15 protein-coding genes are annotated in these 17,153 nt (G+C 72.7%); 7 read left to right on the top strand and 8 right to left on the bottom strand.

Annotated elements, in window-relative coordinates; all coding sequences use genetic code 11:
• Both D474_RS0104160 and D474_RS32575 read left to right on the top strand, forming a co-directional pair.
• A partial coding sequence (locus tag D474_RS0104160) for an HAD-IA family hydrolase (RefSeq protein ID WP_017612342.1) occupies positions 1 to 244 on the top strand: 244 nt, incomplete at its 5' end.
• Between the two features lie 120 nt (positions 245 to 364).
• Positions 365 to 517, top strand: a complete 153-nt coding sequence (locus D474_RS32575; RefSeq protein WP_017612340.1) for a hypothetical protein — start codon at positions 365 to 367, stop codon at positions 515 to 517.
• Here D474_RS32575 and D474_RS0104145 read toward each other — a convergent pair.
• Both D474_RS0104145 and D474_RS0104140 read right to left on the bottom strand, forming a co-directional pair.
• A complete protein-coding gene (locus D474_RS0104145; RefSeq protein ID WP_017612339.1) occupies positions 507 to 2,252 on the bottom strand; it encodes an alkyl/aryl-sulfatase in 1,746 nt (581 codons plus the stop codon). The genes D474_RS32575 and D474_RS0104145 overlap by 11 nt on opposite strands.
• Positions 2,253 to 2,470: 218 nt before the next feature.
• Positions 2,471 to 2,953: a DUF1269 domain-containing protein gene (locus tag D474_RS0104140; RefSeq protein ID WP_017612338.1), complete on the bottom strand. Its 483-nt coding sequence runs from the start codon at positions 2,951 to 2,953 to the stop codon at positions 2,471 to 2,473.
• A gap of 245 nt (positions 2,954 to 3,198) precedes the next feature.
• Here D474_RS0104140 and D474_RS33160 point away from each other — a divergent pair, with 245 nt between their 5' ends.
• Positions 3,199 to 7,326 (top strand): MFS transporter, encoded by a 4,128-nt coding sequence (locus D474_RS33160; RefSeq protein WP_017612337.1) that lies wholly within the window; start codon positions 3,199 to 3,201, stop codon positions 7,324 to 7,326.
• Position 7,327: 1 nt separating this feature from the next.
• Entirely contained in the window at positions 7,328 to 7,966 is a 639-nt protein-coding gene (locus D474_RS0104125) for a TetR/AcrR family transcriptional regulator (protein ID WP_017612336.1), read from the top strand.
• A 55-nt stretch (positions 7,967 to 8,021) separates the two neighbouring features.
• On the opposite strand, the gene D474_RS0104120 is transcribed toward D474_RS0104125, so the two are convergent.
• The 3 genes from D474_RS0104120 to D474_RS0104110 are packed head-to-tail and all read right to left on the bottom strand — an operon-like array spanning position 8,022 to position 10,745.
• Positions 8,022 to 8,891 (bottom strand): class I SAM-dependent methyltransferase, encoded by an 870-nt coding sequence (locus tag D474_RS0104120; RefSeq protein ID WP_017612335.1) that lies wholly within the window; start codon positions 8,889 to 8,891, stop codon positions 8,022 to 8,024.
• A 37-nt stretch (positions 8,892 to 8,928) separates the two neighbouring features.
• Positions 8,929 to 9,432: a hypothetical protein gene (locus D474_RS0104115; RefSeq protein ID WP_239646997.1), complete on the bottom strand. Its 504-nt coding sequence runs from the start codon at positions 9,430 to 9,432 to the stop codon at positions 8,929 to 8,931.
• Positions 9,432 to 10,745, bottom strand: a complete 1,314-nt coding sequence (locus D474_RS0104110; RefSeq protein ID WP_017612333.1) for an MFS transporter — start codon at positions 10,743 to 10,745, stop codon at positions 9,432 to 9,434. The genes D474_RS0104115 and D474_RS0104110 overlap by 1 nt, the downstream gene beginning before the upstream one ends.
• Positions 10,746 to 10,816: 71 nt before the next feature.
• Here D474_RS0104110 and D474_RS0104105 point away from each other — a divergent pair, with 71 nt between their 5' ends.
• Complete coding sequence (locus tag D474_RS0104105) at positions 10,817 to 11,797, top strand: GlxA family transcriptional regulator (RefSeq protein WP_017612332.1); 981 nt, start codon at positions 10,817 to 10,819, stop codon at positions 11,795 to 11,797.
• 45 nt (positions 11,798 to 11,842) lie between these two features.
• On the opposite strand, the gene D474_RS0104100 is transcribed toward D474_RS0104105, so the two are convergent.
• Together D474_RS0104100 and D474_RS0104095 are read right to left on the bottom strand one after the other, a co-directional pair.
• Positions 11,843 to 12,532, bottom strand: a complete 690-nt coding sequence (locus D474_RS0104100) for a response regulator (RefSeq protein ID WP_017612331.1) — start codon at positions 12,530 to 12,532, stop codon at positions 11,843 to 11,845.
• Positions 12,529 to 13,803: a sensor histidine kinase gene (locus tag D474_RS0104095; protein WP_026118149.1), complete on the bottom strand. Its 1,275-nt coding sequence runs from the start codon at positions 13,801 to 13,803 to the stop codon at positions 12,529 to 12,531. The genes D474_RS0104100 and D474_RS0104095 overlap by 4 nt, the downstream gene beginning before the upstream one ends.
• Positions 13,804 to 13,965: 162 nt before the next feature.
• Between D474_RS0104095 and D474_RS0104090 the strand changes: the two genes are divergently transcribed.
• Together D474_RS0104090 and D474_RS0104085 are read left to right on the top strand one after the other, a co-directional pair.
• Entirely contained in the window at positions 13,966 to 15,057 is a 1,092-nt protein-coding gene (locus tag D474_RS0104090; protein WP_017612329.1) for an ABC transporter permease, read from the top strand.
• Entirely contained in the window at positions 15,054 to 15,734 is a 681-nt protein-coding gene (locus D474_RS0104085) for an ABC transporter ATP-binding protein (RefSeq protein WP_017612328.1), read from the top strand. The genes D474_RS0104090 and D474_RS0104085 overlap by 4 nt, the downstream gene beginning before the upstream one ends.
• A gap of 88 nt (positions 15,735 to 15,822) precedes the next feature.
• Here the strand turns inward: D474_RS0104085 and D474_RS27600 are convergent, their stop codons facing one another.
• Positions 15,823 to 17,103: an endonuclease/exonuclease/phosphatase family protein gene (locus tag D474_RS27600; protein ID WP_017612327.1), complete on the bottom strand. Its 1,281-nt coding sequence runs from the start codon at positions 17,101 to 17,103 to the stop codon at positions 15,823 to 15,825.
• Between the last annotated feature and the right edge of the window lie 50 nt (positions 17,104 to 17,153).

Raw genomic sequence — 17,153 nt, 5'->3', positions numbered from 1 at the left:
GGTCACCGCCGACGACGTCGCGGCGGGGAAGCCGGATCCGGGCCCGTACCTGTTGGGCGCCGAACGTGTGGGCGCTCCCCCGGCCGACTGCGTGGTGGTGGAGGACTCCCCCAACGGCGCGGCCGCGGGTGTCGCCGCGGGCATGCCGGTAGTGGCGGTCGCGACCACGAGCGACCCCGCCGAACTCACCCACGCCACTGCCGTCGTGCCCGACGTCCCCACTGCCGGTCGGCTTCTCCTCTGAGCCTCGGCCTCCGTCACTCCAGGGCCGCGATGTCGTCGCGCACCGCGGCCGTGACGCGTTCGGCATCACCGGCCGCGAGGAGGTCGAGGAGACCTTGCGCGGGTGTCCGGGAACGCACGCATGACGTTGTGGACGAACGGTGTCCTCTCCTCGGCCCGGCGCATCTACCGGGGTGCGGGGTTCCGGCTCGTGTCCGAGCAGCCACACCACAGCTTCGGGCACGACCTCGTCGGCCAGGACTGGAGCTCGATCTGGACGCAGGTCAGGGTGTGACGATCGGGAACCCGTAGTCCGGGGGGTCGAGCAGCCCCAGGAGCCGGTCGAGCAGTGACGGGTCCCCCTCGGTGTCCATGTGCGCGATGTCCAGGCGCCCCACGAGCAGACCTGGCAGCTCGCGCCGGGTGAGCGTGACCTTCAGACCGACCTCGTCCGCGCGCGGGTTCTCGGTGGTGATCAGTGCCCCGTTGGACAGCTGTGTCCGATAGGTCGTGCCCTGGTCGGTCAACACCCAGTCGATCGCGAAGGCCTCACCCCACGCGCGCGGGCCGTCGACCCGGATGGACAGGGACTCGAAGAACTGCTCGACGGGCAGCCCGCGCGAGACACCCATGAGCCCGGTGTTGGAGGGCCCCTCGGGGGTCCGCCCCCGCAGCTCGGCCGCGCCCTGCAGGTAGAAGTTGCGCCACGTCCCGCACTCGGCGCCGCGCCCCAGTTGGTCGTAGACGGCGGCGAGGGTCTCGCGGGCCTTCCGGTGGCCGGGTTCGGCGAAGACCGCGTGGTTGAGCAGGGTGACGGCGAAACGGGCGTCGCCCTCGTCCCGGTAGCGCTCGGCCTTGCGCACGACCTCGTCCAGACCGCCCATGCAGTCGACGTACCGCAGCGCACTCTCCCGCGGGGGATGTTCCCACAGGTGCGCGGGGTTGCCGTCGAACCAGCCCATGTAGTGCTGGTAGACCGCCTTGACGTTGTGGCTCACCGCACCGTAGTAGCCGTGCGTGTGGCGGCGGCGCTCCAGGGCGGGCGGCATCCGGAACCGTTCGGCGATCTCCGATCCCACCATGCCCTGGTTCATCATGCGCAGGGTCTGGTCGTGCAGGTAGGCGTACAGGTCGCGCTGCTCGGTGAGGAACGCGACGATGTTCTCCGTCCCCCAGGTCGGCCAGTGGTGGGATGCGAAGAGCACGTCGACGTCGTGGGCGAACCGGTGCAGCGACTCGTCGAGGTAGCGCGACCACACGCGGGCGTCGCGGACCTTCGCGCCGCGCAGGGTGAGGATGTTGTGCAGCGTGTGCGTGGCGTTCTCGGCCATGCACAGGGCCCGATGGTCGGGCAGCAGGAAGTTCATCTCCGACGGCGCCTCGGTCCCGGGTGTGAGCTGGAATACGAGTCGGACCCCGTCGACGACCTCCTCCTGTCCTGTGCGCGTGATGGTGCGGTTGGGGGCGATGAGGGTGACGGTGCCCGAGGACGCCCCCTGACCCAGCCCGATACCGACGCGCCCCTCCGGCCCCGAGGGCAGGTGCGCGCCCATGTGGAAGACGCTGCGCCGAGACATCGCCGGTCCCGCGTGCACGTTCTCCGAGACGGCGTTCTCCATGAACCCGGACGGCGCCAGGATCGGCACACCCCCGTCGGTCACACCGCCCACGCCCCCGAAGTGGTCCACGTGCGAGTGGGTGTAGACGACCGCGCTCACGGGCCGGGCCCCGCGGTGCTCCCGGTACAGTCCCAGGCCCGCTGCGGCGGTCTCGGCGGACATGAGCGGGTCCACGACGACCACGCCCTCGTCGCCCTCCACCAGCGTCATGTTCGACAGGTCGAGGCCGCGGATCTGGAAGATGCCGTCGGCGACCCGGTACAGCCCCTGGCGAGCGCACAGCTGCGACTGCCGCCACAGGCCGGGGTGGACGGTGTCGGGGCAGGGTGCGTCGAGGAAGGCGTTGGCATCGGCGTCCCACACCACCCGGCCGTCGGCGTCGTGCACCTGACCGGGTTCCAGGCGCGCCACGAGGCCGCGGNCACGAACCTGTCGGCGGCGGCGTCGGCATCGGCGCGGGCGCGCGCTGCGGCCGGTCCGGCGGCGGTGCCGGGGTCCGGTCCGGTGGCAGGTCCGGTCATCTCACCCTCCGTTGCTCGAGCACGGACCCGGAGCCGCGTGGGCGGAGCCGCGGGCCCGGGTGGGCGGAGCGGCAAGTGCTCGCAGTGCACCGGTCGCTCCGGGACGTCCTACGACCGCAGGGCTTCGACGAGCTCCTGCTCGTTCTCCTTGGACAGGTTGGTCTGGATCACGGTGGGGCCCAGGGGCTTGAAGGCCTCCACGGCCCGGTCGGCCGTCTCGACTTCGGCGAGGAGGAAGACCGCGCACCGGCCGCCCTCGAGCTCCCCACCGATCTGGCGGATCATGTCGTCGTCGATGCCGATGTCGGTGAGCTTTCCGGCGACGGCACCGGTGGCGGCGCCGACGGCCAGGCCCAGGAGCGGGTTGAGGAAGATGAGACCGATCAGCGTGCCCCACAGCGCCCCGCCGGCGGCGCCCATGCCCGTGGTGTTGACGGTCTGGTGGATGCGGGGGCGCCCCTTTTCGTCCTGGTAGGCGTAGGCGGCGTCGGACAGGTGGAGGAGCTCGCGTTTGTCGAGGTCGGCGGCGATCTCGAGCGCGTGGTCGGCGGTGTCGCGGTCCTGGACCCCGAGCACGATGAGCTGCGGCATGTGTGCGTGTACCCCCGGTGATCGGTGCCGGTCCCGTACGGGCCGTGTCCGGGCGGAGCTTTCCCGAGCGGGCGCCGGGTTAGCACCAACAGAGGCGACAGAACACGCAAAACGCCCAAATCAGACCCAGCCCGCCGACTCGGATCAGGACTTCGTCGCCTGCCTCGGTGGACCCCGTTGCGCCCCCTGACGTTCGGAGCTAGCCTCCATTAGAGAACGGATCGTTTCTTAAGGAGGTGGGAGCCATGGCACAGCGACCCACCTCCGTGGTGTTCGCGTTCCCCGGGCTGATGCTGGCCCTGCTGCTCGCCGCCCTGGACCAGACGTCCATGGCCCCGGCCCTACCCGAGATCGCGGGCGACCTGGGCGGGCTGGAACGGATGCCCACGGTCGTCACCGCCTACCTGGTCGCCGCCACGGCCGTCATGCCGCTCTACGGGAAGCTCGGAGACCGCTACGGCCGCAAGCCCCTCATCCAGGCCGCCGTCGTCCTCTTCGTTCTCGGAGCGGTGATCGCCGCCTTCTCCACCACCCTGGCCGCGTTCGTCACCGCACGGATCATCCAGGGGATCGGCGGCGGCGGACTGATGATCGGCGCGCAGGCCATCGTCGGAGAGATCGTCAGTCCCCGCGAACGCGGCCGCTATCTGGGCCTGTTCGGGGCGGTGTACGTGCTCGCCGCGGTCGGCGGGCCGCTGGTCGGCGGGGTGCTGGTCGACCAGCTCTCCTGGCGGTGGATCTTCGCCCTCCACCCGCCTCTGGGCCTGGCCGCGCTCGCCGCCCTCAGCCTCACCCTTCACCTACCGCGCCCCCGACCCGGGCCGCCCGTGGACTACGCAGGGGCAGCTGCCCTGGCCGCCTCGGTCGTGGGTACCGTGCTCCTCGCCGACGCCCTGGGCCGCCCCGGAAGCCACCCCGGCTGGACCATGCCCGCGTTGGGCGCATGCACCCTGGTCGCCCTGGCCGTCTGGGCCTTCACCGCACGGCTGGCGCACGACCCCGTCCTGCCTCCGCGGCTGCTCCGCGACCGCGCGTTCGCCCTGCCAGTGGCTGTCAGCTTCCTCATCGGCTTCGGCCTGTTCGGCACTCTCACCTACGTCCCCGCGTTCGCCCAGATCGCGCTCGGCACCACGGCGACCCGGGCGGGACTGATGGTGACCGCCATGATGGCCGGGGCGCTGGTCTCCACCGTCGTGTCCGGACGGTTGATCACCCGGACCGGCCGGTACCGTCGCTACCCGGTGGCAGGCACCGCACTCGCAACGGTGGGAACGGTGTCGCTGGGCCTGCTCGGATCCCGGCTGGACGCCGGGTTGCTGGTCGCGTTGCTGGTGCTGATCGGCCTGGGTATCGGCATGGTGATGCAAGTGGTCGTGCTCGCCGCCCAGAACGCCGTCGGCCGCACCGACCTCGGCGCCGCCACCTCCGCCGTGCTCTTCATGCGCCAGATCGGCGCGAGCGCCGGGGTGGCCGCAGTGGGTGCCCTGATCACTGCCGGGTTCAGCACACGTGCCCCCGAGGGCGTGGCCGATCCCCGGGCCCTCACCCCCGAGGCGATCGCCGCCCTGCCCACTCCCACGCGCGAACTCGTGGAGGCGGCGTACGGAGCGGCCCTGCCCTCGGCCCTCCTGGCCATGGCACCGATGCTCGGGCTGGCCTTCCTTCTGACGCTCGCCCTCCCCGCACTGCCGCTGCGCACCACGGCACACAGCGACCCCGACGAGACCTCACCCGACTCCCCAACCGACGACGCCCGGAGCGTTCCCGCCGACCGGGGCCCGGCCCCGACCGTCGGCCCGACACCGCAGGGAGAACGCATGACACACGACAGACTGGTCGCACCCTTGGACGCCTTCGGGGCCCAGGACCTGGCCGAAGTCGGCGGCAAAGCCGCCAACCTGGGCGAACTCCTGCGAGAGGGGATCCCCGTACCGCCCGGGTTCGTCGTGACCACCGGCGCCTACGCCGCCGTCGCGCGTGCGGCGGGCATCGACGCACGGGTCCGCGCACACGCCGGGACCACCGACCCCGCCGCGCTGCGCGCCGACCTCGAGAACACGCCCGTCCCCGAGGACCTGCGCACCGCAGTCGTCGACGCCTACACGGCCCTGGGCCCCGACGTCCCCGTGGCGGTGCGTTCGAGCGCCACGGCCGAGGACCTGCCCGGTGCCGCGTTCGCCGGGCAACAGGACACCTACCTCGACGTGGTCGGCGCCGACGCCGTCGTCTCGGCGGTCCGCCGCTGCTGGGCGTCGCTGTGGACCGACCGGGCCGTCGCCTACCGGCGCGAGCGCTCCATCGACCCGGCCGAGGTGCGTATCGCCGTGGTCGTGCAAGCCATGGTGGATTCGGAGGTCGCCGGGGTCGCGTTCACCGCCGACCCGGTGACCGGTGCCCGCGACCGTGTCCTGGTCGATGCCGGGTCCGGGCTCGGTGAGGCGGTGGTCTCCGGTCTGGTCACCCCCGACCACTACGTCCTCGACGAGCAGGGGAACCTGTTGGACTGGACCCCGGGCCGCGGCGAAGTCGTTCTGCGCCCGGGCTCCGGTGACGGGGTCCTCCACGAGGAGACCGCCGACGAGCTGCCGGCCGGGACCGGTGGCAGTGGTGCCGGCGGAACCGGGGTTGCAGTCGACACCGGCGCCGTGAGCAGGAACGGGGCCGCACGGTTGCTCTCCGACACCCAGTTGTCGGTGCTGGCTGCGCACGCACGCACGATCGCCGACCACTTCGGCCGACCCCAGGACATCGAGTGGAGCGTCGACGAGCGCGGGGTCCACATCGTCCAGGCCCGCCCGATGACGGCGCTGCCGCCGCCGTCGGTCCCGCTCGACCGGTTCCAGCGGCTCCAGGCCTCGATCCTGACCGAGTACGTGCCCATCCGCCCCTACCCCATGGACGTCAGTACCTGGCTGGGTCACGGGCCGGCCAGGTTGATGCGCGGGATCGCCGAGTACTACGGCCTGTCCGGTGCGTTCCAGGACTTCCTGGTGGAGGAGGACGGCGTGGTCGTCGAGTTGCGGCCCCCGAACCCCCGTCCGACCCCGCGCATGCTGTTCACCCCGCTGCGTTTGGCCGGAAAGGCACACCGGTTCGACGTCCGGCTCTGGCAGCGGGATCCCCGCTTCACCGGGTTCCTGCGCCGCGCGGACGAGCTCGACACCCTCGACCCGGCCGCGCTCTCCTGGACGGAGCTGCTCCGGGTACCGGAACGGGCGCTCGAACTGCTCGACCCCAACATGGAACTGCGCCGGGACTACCTGCCGGGGTCCGGCCTCGCTGTGCTCCGCCTGACTGCAGCCCTGACCCTGCTGCGGCGCCGCTCCGTGCTCGGCGACCTGCTCGGCGGCGCCCGTACCCGTACCGAGGACGCCAACCTGGCGCTCCAGGACCTGGCCGACCTCGTCCGCTCCGACCCGGAACTGCGCGCCTTGTTCACCTCGGCCGAGCCGGCTCAGGTCCTCGCCGCCGTGCGAGACGGCGCCGACCGGGGGTTCGGCGACCGCCTGGCGGCCTTCCTGCGGGAGTTCGGGCGCCGGGAGACCGCCACCCCCCTGATGGTCAGCCCGCCCACCCTGGCCGAGTCGCCGGAGACCGTGATCGGCCTGGTGCAGGTCCTGGTCGACCGGCCCCGGACGGAGGACCCGGGTTCCCGATCGGACCGTGCTCTGGCTTCGCTGATGGACCATCCGCTGCTGAGGAGCCGGCGTGCCCGTGACCGGGTCACCCGGTGGGTGAGGGCTGCCCAGCGCGGTACGGCCTTCCGCGAGGACTCGCACTTCTACTTCACCGCCCCGCTGCCCGCGCTGCGCCGCAGTCTGCTGGAGATGGGTGCGCGCCTGCGCGACGTCGGCGTGGTGGAGGAGGCCTTCGACGTGTTCCACCTGCGTATGGAGGAGGTGCGGGAAGTGGCCGATCCGGCGGACGTTCCCGTGGCACAGGTCGAGAGGCTGCGCTCACTGGTGCGTTCCCGTGCGGCCAAGCGCGCCGAGCTGGCCGGGGTGCGCCTGATAGACCCCGCCCGGGTCTTTCCGGCCGAGGAGGCCGGGGACGCCCTGGTCACCGGCGCGCCGGCAGGCTCCGGAACGGCGACGGGAACGGTCCGGGTGATCCACGGGGCCGCCGACTTCCACCGGCTGAGGAGCGGGGACGTCCTGGTGTGCCCCTACACCAACCCGTCGTGGACACCGCTGTTCCAACGGGCCGCGGCGGTGGTCGTGGACACCGGGTCCGTCGGCTCGCACGCAGCGATCGTGGCACGCGAGTACGGGATACCGGCGGTGATGGGATCGGGCAGCGGCACGAGCATCCTCACCGACGGGGAGCGCGTCACCGTCGACGGAGGATCCGGCCGCGTCATGGGGGCTCCGTAGAATGCGGGACATGTCCGCCGACCCCGAGAGCACCGACCACCGCAGACGGCCCCGCCGCAGGGGCGAGGCCCTGGTCGCGGCCATCCTCGAGGCGACCATCGCGGAACTCGAGGATCACGGGTACGCGGCGCTGACGATGGAGAAGGTCGCCGAGCGGGCCAAGGCGAGCAAGGCCTCCCTCTACCGGCGCTGGCCCACACGCGCCGAACTCGTGTTGGACGCGGCGTACAGTATCGCGCCCCGCCCCGAGATCGTCCCCGACGGCGGAAGCCTGCGCGAAGACCTGCTGTACGTGCTGCGCCGGACCGCGGTGACCCTGTCGGGGCCGGCAGGTGAGGCGCTCCGCGGTCTGATGGCCGAGATCCTGCCCGACCCCGAGCGCACACGGGAGGTGCGCGCCCACACGCAGGGACTGGGGCGGCAGACCATGGGCGAGGTCGTGCAACGGGCGGTCGAGCGCGGAGAGATCGAACCCGCCGCCGTTCGCCCGCGCAGGCTGGACGTGGGGCAAGCGCTGCTGCGCAACCACTTCCTGTTCCACCACGAACCGATCCAGGACGCGATGATCGTGGAGATCGTGGACACGGTCCTGCTGCCGCTGTTCCGCTCCGTGCCCGAGGAGGGCGGAGCCGGAACCTGAGGGGTTCGGCCGGTCTCACGCGCAAGGCCCGCCGGCCGGGCAGGGACTGCGCGTGTCAAGCGGTGCGGCGGGCGGTGAAGAGCCGCGTCACGTACGGGATGGTGGCGACGCCGTCGGGGAAGTGTTCGCCGACCAGTGCGGTCAGTTCCGCGCGGGTGCGCTCCTCCCCCAGGTTCCGGACCACGGCCGCCATCCTGCTGGAGGACATGGCCATGCCCAGCACCTGATCGGTGTCGAGCTCGCGCACCCAGCCCGCGGTCGACACGGCCCCCTCCGAGAGCCCCGGCTGCGCGGTCATCTCCGCGACAGTGTCGTACTCGCGGTAGTCACGCCGGTAGTGGTGGTCGCCGTGGTCCTCCATGAGCCGCTCGTAGGCGTCGAGGTAGGCGCTCGCGCGGTGGTCGCGGTCGTTGTTGAGCACGGCGATCGTGCCGCCGGGCACCAGGACCCGGGCGGCCTCGGCGTAGAACGCGGGGCGGTCGAACCAGTGCACGGCCTGCGCGACCAGGACCAGGGAGGCGGAGGAGTCGGGGAAGGGCAGGTGCTCGGCCCGGCCGGCCACGTACTCGACGGCGGCGCGGGCGGGGTCGTCGGCCGGCGCGCTCGAGGCCGGGGCGGAGTGCGGGGTTGCACCGGGACCGCCGTTCCCACCGTGCTCGCCGCCCCGGGCGGTGGCGAGCATGTCGCGCCCCGGCTCGACCCCCACCACCCGGGGCCCGGGGTCGAAGACACGGCGCAGAGTGCGGGTGGAGATCCCCGTCCCGGCGCCGACGTCCAGCAACAGCCACGGGTCGGGCCAGGAGGCGGTCGCGCCGGCCAGCACGTGTTCGTGCAGCCGGTCGAGCAGCACCTCGGGGTAACCGGGACGGAAACGGCGGTACGCCTCGGTGAGGCCCTCGAAGGCCTGCGTGCGGTCGCTGCTCACGGGGGCTCCTCGCGCTGGGGTCGCGGCACGACCGATCCTACTGCGCCCCGGGGGCCGGGGACGGTGGGCACGTCCTTCCTGCGGGGCGGAAGGTGCGGACCGCGGTGACGGTGAGTACGAGGGCCGAGGCCGCGATCAGGCCCCCGGACAACAGCCACTCGCGGGAGCCGTCCGGCCCGTACACCCGGCCGGACGCCCCGGTGTCGACCGCGGCCACCCCGGTCTCCGGGACGCAGTCGTCGCGTCCGGCGGCGTGCAGGACGGTCTCGCGCGGCTCGGCGTCCGGTCCGGTGAACGTTCCGTGGCAGGTGCAGGACTCGTGCCCGGGGTGCTGCACGCAGACCGCCCCGGTCGGCACGAAGACCCCCGGTGCGCCCTCGCCGCGGGCGGAGCGCAGATCCTGTTCCAGACCGGTCAGCGCGATCCAACCCACCAGCGCGGCCAGGAGCGCCAGGACCGTTCCGAATGCGCTGAAGCGCGGGCGGCGCGGACCGGGGCGCCCGCCGCGGCCCCGGGCACGGGGCTCGTCTCCTGAACGCATCACCGCTCCACCTCCGTCCCGCCGCGCGACGGCATCCGGCGGACCATGGCGACCGCGAGCACGCACAGGAGCGCGGCGAACACCCACAGCGGCGCGTACCCGCCGGTGGTGTCCCGGACCGTCCCGCCCAGGACCGCCGCGGCACCTGCCCCGAGCTGGTGTGCGGCATTGACCCAGCCGAAGACGATCGCCCCGTCGCGGCCGAAGTAGCGGGTGCAGAGCTCGATGACCGGCGGGACGGTCGCCACATCCAGCAGCCCGAAGGCGACGACGAACGCCAGGAGCGCGGGGCCGGGGTGCGGGCCGAGGAGCACGGGCAGGGCGGCCAGCAGCAGCGCACGTCCGGCGAAGTACCCGGCGAGCAGCCACCGCGGGTCGGCGCGGTCGGTGAGCCAGCCGGAGGCCACGGTTCCGAGCAGGGAGAACACGCCGATCCCGGAGACGAGCGCGGCGGCGACGGTGGCGGCCATGCCGTGGTCCTGGGCGGCGGGCACGAAGTGGGTCCACATGAGCCCGTTGGTGGACGCCCCGCAGACCGCGAACACCCCCGCGAGCAGGACGAACCGGGGGTCGCGCAGGGCCGCGGTGAGCACGGCGACGGTGCGGCGGGCGGCGCCCGGTGCGGGACGGGGCTCGGGTGGGGACTCGGGGTCCGCGGAACCGTGGCCGTACGGTGCCAGGCCGATGTCCTCGGGGCGGTCGCGCAGGACCAGGGCGAACACGGTCAGTGCGAGGGTGACCAGGGCGGGACGCCATCCCTGGTGGTCCACGGTCCATGCCACGGCCGGGAGAAAGGCGAGCTGCCCGAACGCGCTCGCGCCGGTCAGGGTTCCGAGCACGAGTCCGCGCCGGACGGTGAACCAGCGCCGGGCGACGGTCGCGGCGAAGGTCATCGCCACCGATCCCGTTCCGGCCCCGACGAGCAGGCCCCAGTAGAGGGTGAGTTGCCAGGACGCGGACATGACGGTGGTCAGGAGCGTTCCGGTTCCGACCACGGCGAGGGCGGCCACGGCGACGCGGTGCAGGCCGAAGCGGTCCATGAGCGCGGCGGCGAAGGGTGCGACGGCGCCGTACAGGACCATGTTGACCGACGCGGCCAGCGCGATCGAGGAGCGCGACCAGGCGTACTCGGCGTGGAGGGGCTCCACGAGCAGGCCGGGCACGGCGGTGAGGACCGCGGCGCCCACGACCACCAGGGCCGCGACCGCGGCCACCCACCAGGCGCGGTGGAGGCGGAGGCGGGGGCGGGGGCGGTCGGTACCGGGTCCGGGCCGGCGTGTGCGGGCGGTGTCGGGTGTGTCTTCGATGCTCATGGCTCCAGCGTCCGCCGCGGGGGTGTCCCCCCGGCAGTGGCTCGGATGCCAACATGTGCAAGGATCCGGCCATGGATGCTTTTCGCGGGGCCGCGCCGCACCGGGTGGCGGTGTTCGTGCGCGACGGGGCTCTGCCGATCGAGACCGGGATCGTGCACCGGCTGTTCGGGCAGGCCCGGGACGCCGGCGGGCGGCCGCTGTACGAGGTGGTCACGTGTGCGCTCGCGTCCGGGCCGGTGCGCACCGACACCGATCTCGGGTTCACGGTTCCGCACGGGCCCGCTCCCCTGGCGGAGGCCGACACGGTGCTGGTGCCCGCGGCCGAGGAGGACTACGTCGAGCGCCCGCACGACCCGCTCGCCCCGGATCTGGCCGACGCGCTGGGGCGGGTGCGGCCGGGGGCGCGGGTGGCCTCGGTCTGCTCGGCGGCGTTCGTGCTGGCCGCGTTGGGGTGGTTGGACGGGTGCCGGGTGACCACACACTGGCGGTCCACGGGCTTCTTCCGCGCGATGTACCCGCACATCGACCTGGACCCGGACGTGCTGTACACGGACAACGGGCGGGTGCTGACCGCCGCGGGGGTGGCGTCCGGGATCGACCTGAGCCTGTACATGATCCGGCGGGACCACGGGGCGGCGGTCGCCAACGAGGTCGCGCGGGGCACGGTGGTTCCGCCGCACCGGGACGGGGGCCAGGCCCAGTACGTGCGCCGCCCCGTACCCGAACCCGAGGGGACCGCGACCGGCGCGGCGCGGGCGTGGGCCGTGGCTCACCTGGACGAGCGGCCCACGCTGGCGCGGATGGCGGAGGTGGCGTCGATGAGCGTGCGGACTTTCACGCGCCGGTTCCGGGAGGAGACGGGGGTGTCGCCGGGCCGGTGGCTGACCGCGCGCCGGTTGGACCGGGCGAGGGAGCTGTTGGAGGGCACGGACATGCCGGTCGACCGCATCGCGCACGAGACGGGGTTCGGGACGGGGGCGTCACTGCGACAGCACATGCGCGCCGAGCTCGGTGTCTCCCCCGGCGACTACCGGCGCACCTTCGGGGGCTGAGCCCGGGCCCGGCCGTGAGGGCGGGCCGGCCCCGCGGGCACCCGCTCATTCCACGCGGATGATGCCCCGCTGGAGCGCCGTGGTGATGGCGGCGGTCCGGTTGTCCACCCCGAGCTTGTCGAAGATGTGCACCAAGTGGGTCTTGACGGTGGCCTCGCTGATGAACAGCTCCCGCGAGATCGCCCGGTTGGACATCCCCCGCGCCAGCAGTCCGAGAATCTCCAACTCCCGCCCGCTCAACGCCGGCCGGGGCGAGCGCAGCCGGTCCATGAGCCGGTTGGCCACGTCCGGCGCGAGCGCCGTCTGCCCCTGCGCGGCCGACCGCACCGCCTCGCACAGCTGGTCCGGCGGGGCGTCCTTCAGCATGTACCCGGTCGCCCCTGCCTCGACGGCGGCCAGGATGTCGGCGTCGCTGTCGTAGGTGGTCAGCACCAGCACGGGCGGCGGCGACGGCAGCCGGACGATGCGCCGGATCGCGCTCACCCCGTCCATGCCCCCGCCCATGCGCAGGTCCATGAGCACCACGTCGATCCCGGCCGACGCGCCGTCGGCACCACCACCGCCGCCACCGGACCTGCTCTCCTCTTCCCCGCCGAGCAGTTCGAGCGCGGCACGACCGTCCGGCGCCTCGGCCACCACCTCCATCCCGGGTTGCTCGGCGAACATGGCCTTGAGCCCGTGGCGGACGACAGGGTGGTCGTCCACCAGGAGGATGCGCAGCGGGCTCTCGGTCACAGTGACTCCTCACGGGTGAGCGGCAGACGGACGGCGACAGCGGTCCCCTCACCGGGCGCGGACTCCACGTCGAGCCGCCCGCCCAGCGCGGCGACCCGCTCCCGCAGCGCGGCGAGCCCGTACCCGGTGCCGTCGGGGCGGGAACGCACCTCCTCCGGACGGAACCCGGTCCCGTCGTCGTACACGTCCAGGGTGACCTGGTCGTCGAGGTAGCCGAGGGTGACCACGGCGGTCGAGGCACGCGCATGCGCGGCGACGTTCCCCAGGCTGGCCTGGGCGGCGCGCAGGAGGGCGACATCGTACTCGGACGGCAGCCGAACGGGGGTGCCGTCCAGCCGGAACCGGCAGTCGACCCCCTCACCGGCCGTGTCGGCCCCACCTGCGGCCCCGAGGCTCCCAGCCGTCCCACCGACCCCGCGTTCGCACAGCCGCCGCAACGCCTCGGGCAGGTCACCGCCGGCCAGGGAGGGCGGAGCGAGGTCGCGCACGAACCGGCGGGCCTCCTCCAGGTTGGTCGACGCGCTCTCGCGTGCCTCGGCCACACGCGTGGCGGCCAGGCCGGGCTCGTCGGGCATGGCGTTCTCGGCCGACCGCAACAGCAGCACGATGCTGGACAACCCCTGCGCGAGGGTGTCGTGGATCTCGCGCGACAGGCGTTGGCGCTCGTCGAGGATCCCGGTGCGCCGCTGCGACTCGGCGAGTTCGTCCCGCGTGCGAGTCAGGGTGTCGATGAGTTCCAGGCGCTGTTGGCTCTCGTGGCTCAGGGCCCGGTACCCGATCGCGATGGCGACGGCGAAGGCCGCACCGAGGATCGGCCCGAGCACCATTCCGGCGGTGAGGTCCCCGGTGTGCAGCACCTGGCCGGCGACCACGGAGACGGTGATGACCAGGACCGCCACGAGGGAGTGGATCCCCCGCAGGAGGTTCAGGTGCAGGAAGAACAGCGGGAACGCGACCCACACGAACTCCGACCCGCCCCAGGCCAGCAGGGCCCACAGCGCGGTGACCGCGCCCAACCACACGAGGGCGCCCGGACGCCGGGCGCCGGGTCGGGCCAGCACCGCCCCGGCCATGTACAGGAGCCCGAGCAGGAACGCTCCGGTGGTGATCGCCCAGTGCGTCCAACGCGGGTGATCGGGGGCCGGGGCGTCGATCTCGGTGAGTGTGTACTGCACGAGGCCGACCGCGAGCAGGAACAGGAAGCTCGCGTGCAGCAGCAGGCGCAGCACCCAAAGGACGGTGTCGGCGCCGGGCGGATCTCCGTAGCGCATCAGGGCAGCGTACGCCGCGTGCCGACGGAGGGTCATCAACCGTTCGGTGGATCGTGGCGCGCAACCTTCCGCCCCGCGGGGCACTCCGTTCCCCCGATGTGGCGGAGGGGGTGCGCGGACGAGTCTGGGGGCGTTCCACTTCTTCGAGAAAGGAGGGCCGCCGTGTTCGTCGCCCTTCGTGACATCCGCTTCGCCAAGGGGCGGTTCGCGCTGATGGGCTCCGTCGTCGCCCTCATCACGCTGCTGATCGTTCTGCTGTCCGGACTGACAGCGGGGTTGGCCGACCAGTCCACGTCGGCGGTGCGCAACCTCGAGGCCGAGAACGTGGCCTTCGGGACCTCCGGTGACGGTGACGTCGAGGAGTCCTACGCCGACAGCACCGTGACCGACGGCCAGCTCGACACCTGGTCGGACGCGGCCGAGTGGGCCGAGCCGGTCGGCATCACCCAGACCCGCGCGGAGGCCCCCGACGGCAATTCCACGGCCGTGGCCGTGTTCGGCGTCGTGCCGGAGGGGAGGTTGGCGCCCGACGCAATGCCGTCCGGGGACTTCCTGGCCGTGAGCGAGGAGATCGCCGAAACCTTCGGTCTGGAGGAGGGCCGGGCCCTCACCGTCAGCGGCCAGGACCTGGAGGTCGCCGCGGTGGTTCCCGACGAGTTCTACAGCCACACGCCCGCGGTGTGGACCGACGTGGAGACCTGGCGCGGGCTGGACCCGGCGGTCCGCCACGCGGAGGGGGCCGACGCCCCGGTCGCGAACGTGGTCGCCGCCGGCGCCGCCGACGACGGGGCCGCCGAGGCCGCCGACGCCGATGCGGGGACGGTTTCCTCACCGCTGGACGACAGCATGCACGCGGTCGGTTCGTTCTCGTCGGAGAACAGCTCGCTGGTGGCGATGCAGGGGTTCCTGTACGCGATCTCGGCGCTGGTCGTGGGCGCGTTCCTGACCGTGTGGACCATCCAGCGCAGCGGTGACGTGGCGATCCTCAAGGCGCTGGGCGGTTCGACCAAGTACCTGCTGCGCGATGCTCTGGCCCAGGCGCTGATCGTGCTCGTGGCCGGGACCGCGCTGGGCGGCGCCGTCGGTGTCGGGGTGGGTGCCCTGGCCGCCGGGGTGCTGCCGTTCGCCCTGACCGCCGGAACGACGATCGGTCCGGTCCTGGCGCTGATCGTCCTGGGAATGCTGGGCGCCGCGCTGGCCGTGCGCCGGATCACCTCCGTCGACCCACTGACCGCCCTGGGAGGCGTGCGATGAGCCTGGAACTGAACGACGTGAGCCTGACCTACCCCGACGGCGACGGTGTCGTCACGGCGCTGGACGACGTGTCGGTGCGTGTGCAGCCCGGAGAGCTGGCAGCGGTCGTGGGGCCGTCCGGTTCGGGCAAGTCGAGCCTGCTGGCCGTGGCCGCGACGCTGATCCGCCCCGCCTCGGGCCGGGTCGTGGTGGGCGGGACCGACACGCTCGGCATGCGCCCGCGGGAACTGTCGGAACTACGGCTGAACCGGATCGGGATCGTCTTCCAGCAGCCGAACCTGATCAGCGCGCTCACCGCGGTGGAGCAGTTGATGGTCACCGAGCACATGCGGGCCCGCCCGCTGCGGGAGGCCCGGCGCACGGCGTTGGAGACGCTGGCGTCGGTGGGGCTGGACGGCAAGGAGCACCGGCGCCCGCACCAGCTGTCCGGAGGTGAACGCCAACGGGTCAACATCGCTCGTGCGCTGTCGTCGCGGCCGGACGCGCTTCTGGTGGACGAGCCCACGGCGGCGCTGGACCACGAGCGCGGGGCCCGGATCGTGGACCTGTTGAGCGAGGCCACGCGCACGTTCGACGTGGCGACACTGCTGGTCACCCACGACACCGAGTACCTCGGGGCCGCGAAGCAGGTGCTCGAGATGCGCGACGGGCGGTTGGGCGCCCGCGAGACCGCCTGATCCCGCCCCGAGCTGCCCGGCCCGACCGGCGGCCGGGCCGGGCAGTTCGCCCCCGGTCCCTGCCCGGAGCCGCACAGGGACCGGCGGGTCAGGACGGGAGCGAGTAGGTGGTGAGTACGGCCGCGTGGTCGCTGGTCCATTCGTTGTCCTCGTGGTCCGGGGACGGAGCGGGGTCCCCGACCACCAGGTCGTGCGAATCCCGAACCGTGAGATCGCCCGCGTGGTAGACGAAGTCGATCCGGTCCTGCGGTTCCTCGGGCCCGGTCGACCCCTCGTGGTAGGGGAACAGGGGGGACCAGGTGTGGCCGGGTTCCTCCGCAGGGTCGGGGCGGGCCACACGGTAGGAGTCGGTGAACCCCGCCTCGGCCGGCAGTGTCGATGTCGGCCAGGGGACGTCGGCGTAGCCGCAGTTCTCCTCACGCAGCTCCTCGGTCCAGTCCAGGTGGGAGGGCGCGTTGAAGTCACCGACGAGCAGCACCGGTACATCGTCGGCCTGCTCGACCTGGTCCGACATCGCGTCGAGGGTGTCGGTGATCTCAGGTGTGCGGCCCGACTCGGCCTCCCGGTCCAGGACCTCCTCCACGTCCATCCCGTCGAAGCAGAAGTCGTAGGGCCCGTACGGGGTGTACCCGAGGTGGACGTTCCACAGGTTGACCTGGGATTCTTCACCGTCGAGCTCGATCCGGACCCCGCCCGAGGCGTTGACCTCGCCGTACTCCTCCGCGATCGGGTACCGGCTGATCACCCCGAGGCTGTCGGAGCCCTGCCAGTGATACCAACCCAGGGCCTCGGCCAACCGTTCGGCGTGCTCGCCCGCGGTCTCCTGCAGCCCCACGACGTCGGCCCCGCTCTCCAACAGGAACCGGACCTGCTTCTCGTGGTGACCGTCCACCTGGGTGCCGCCGTGCCAGGTGTTGAAGCTCATCACACCCAGCTCTTCGACGAGCGGCTCGTCGTGCCCGCGCACAGGGATGTCCACCTCCAGGCGCGCGGAGGAACCGTCGGCGGCGGTCGCCTCCACCGTTGCCCCGGCCGAGGAGCCTCCGGGTCCGGAGCCCTCCGACGGCGGGCCGCCCTCGGCCGGGTCCTGCGGGGTACCCGAGAGAGCGCCGTCGGGTGAGACCTGGATCCAGTCGTCCCCGTCGACCTTCGAGAACTCCGTCTCCCGGTCGCCTCCGGAGAGCAGGCCACCGAGCTCCGCCCCGTAGTCCTGGCCCTGGCGGGCGTTGTGCAAGGTGGCCTCATCGACCGGGAAGGAGAGCGGGCCGTCCGGAGCCGGGGTGTCCCGCGGTTCGGCAGAGAGGGGGTGTGCGCCCACGTTCAGGAACAACGCGGCGACCGCCGCAGGGATCAGGAATCGGACACGCATCCGGGCCTCGGTTCTGTCGATGAATATGTGCAAGCACACCTTCCCCGGAA

The organism is Nocardiopsis salina YIM 90010, assembly GCF_000341025.1.
In the GTDB taxonomy this organism is placed as follows: Bacteria; Actinomycetota; Actinomycetes; order Streptosporangiales; family Streptosporangiaceae; genus Nocardiopsis; species Nocardiopsis salina.
Note: the sequence above shows the minus strand (reverse complement) of the source record. Positions and strands in the feature narration are given on the sequence as shown.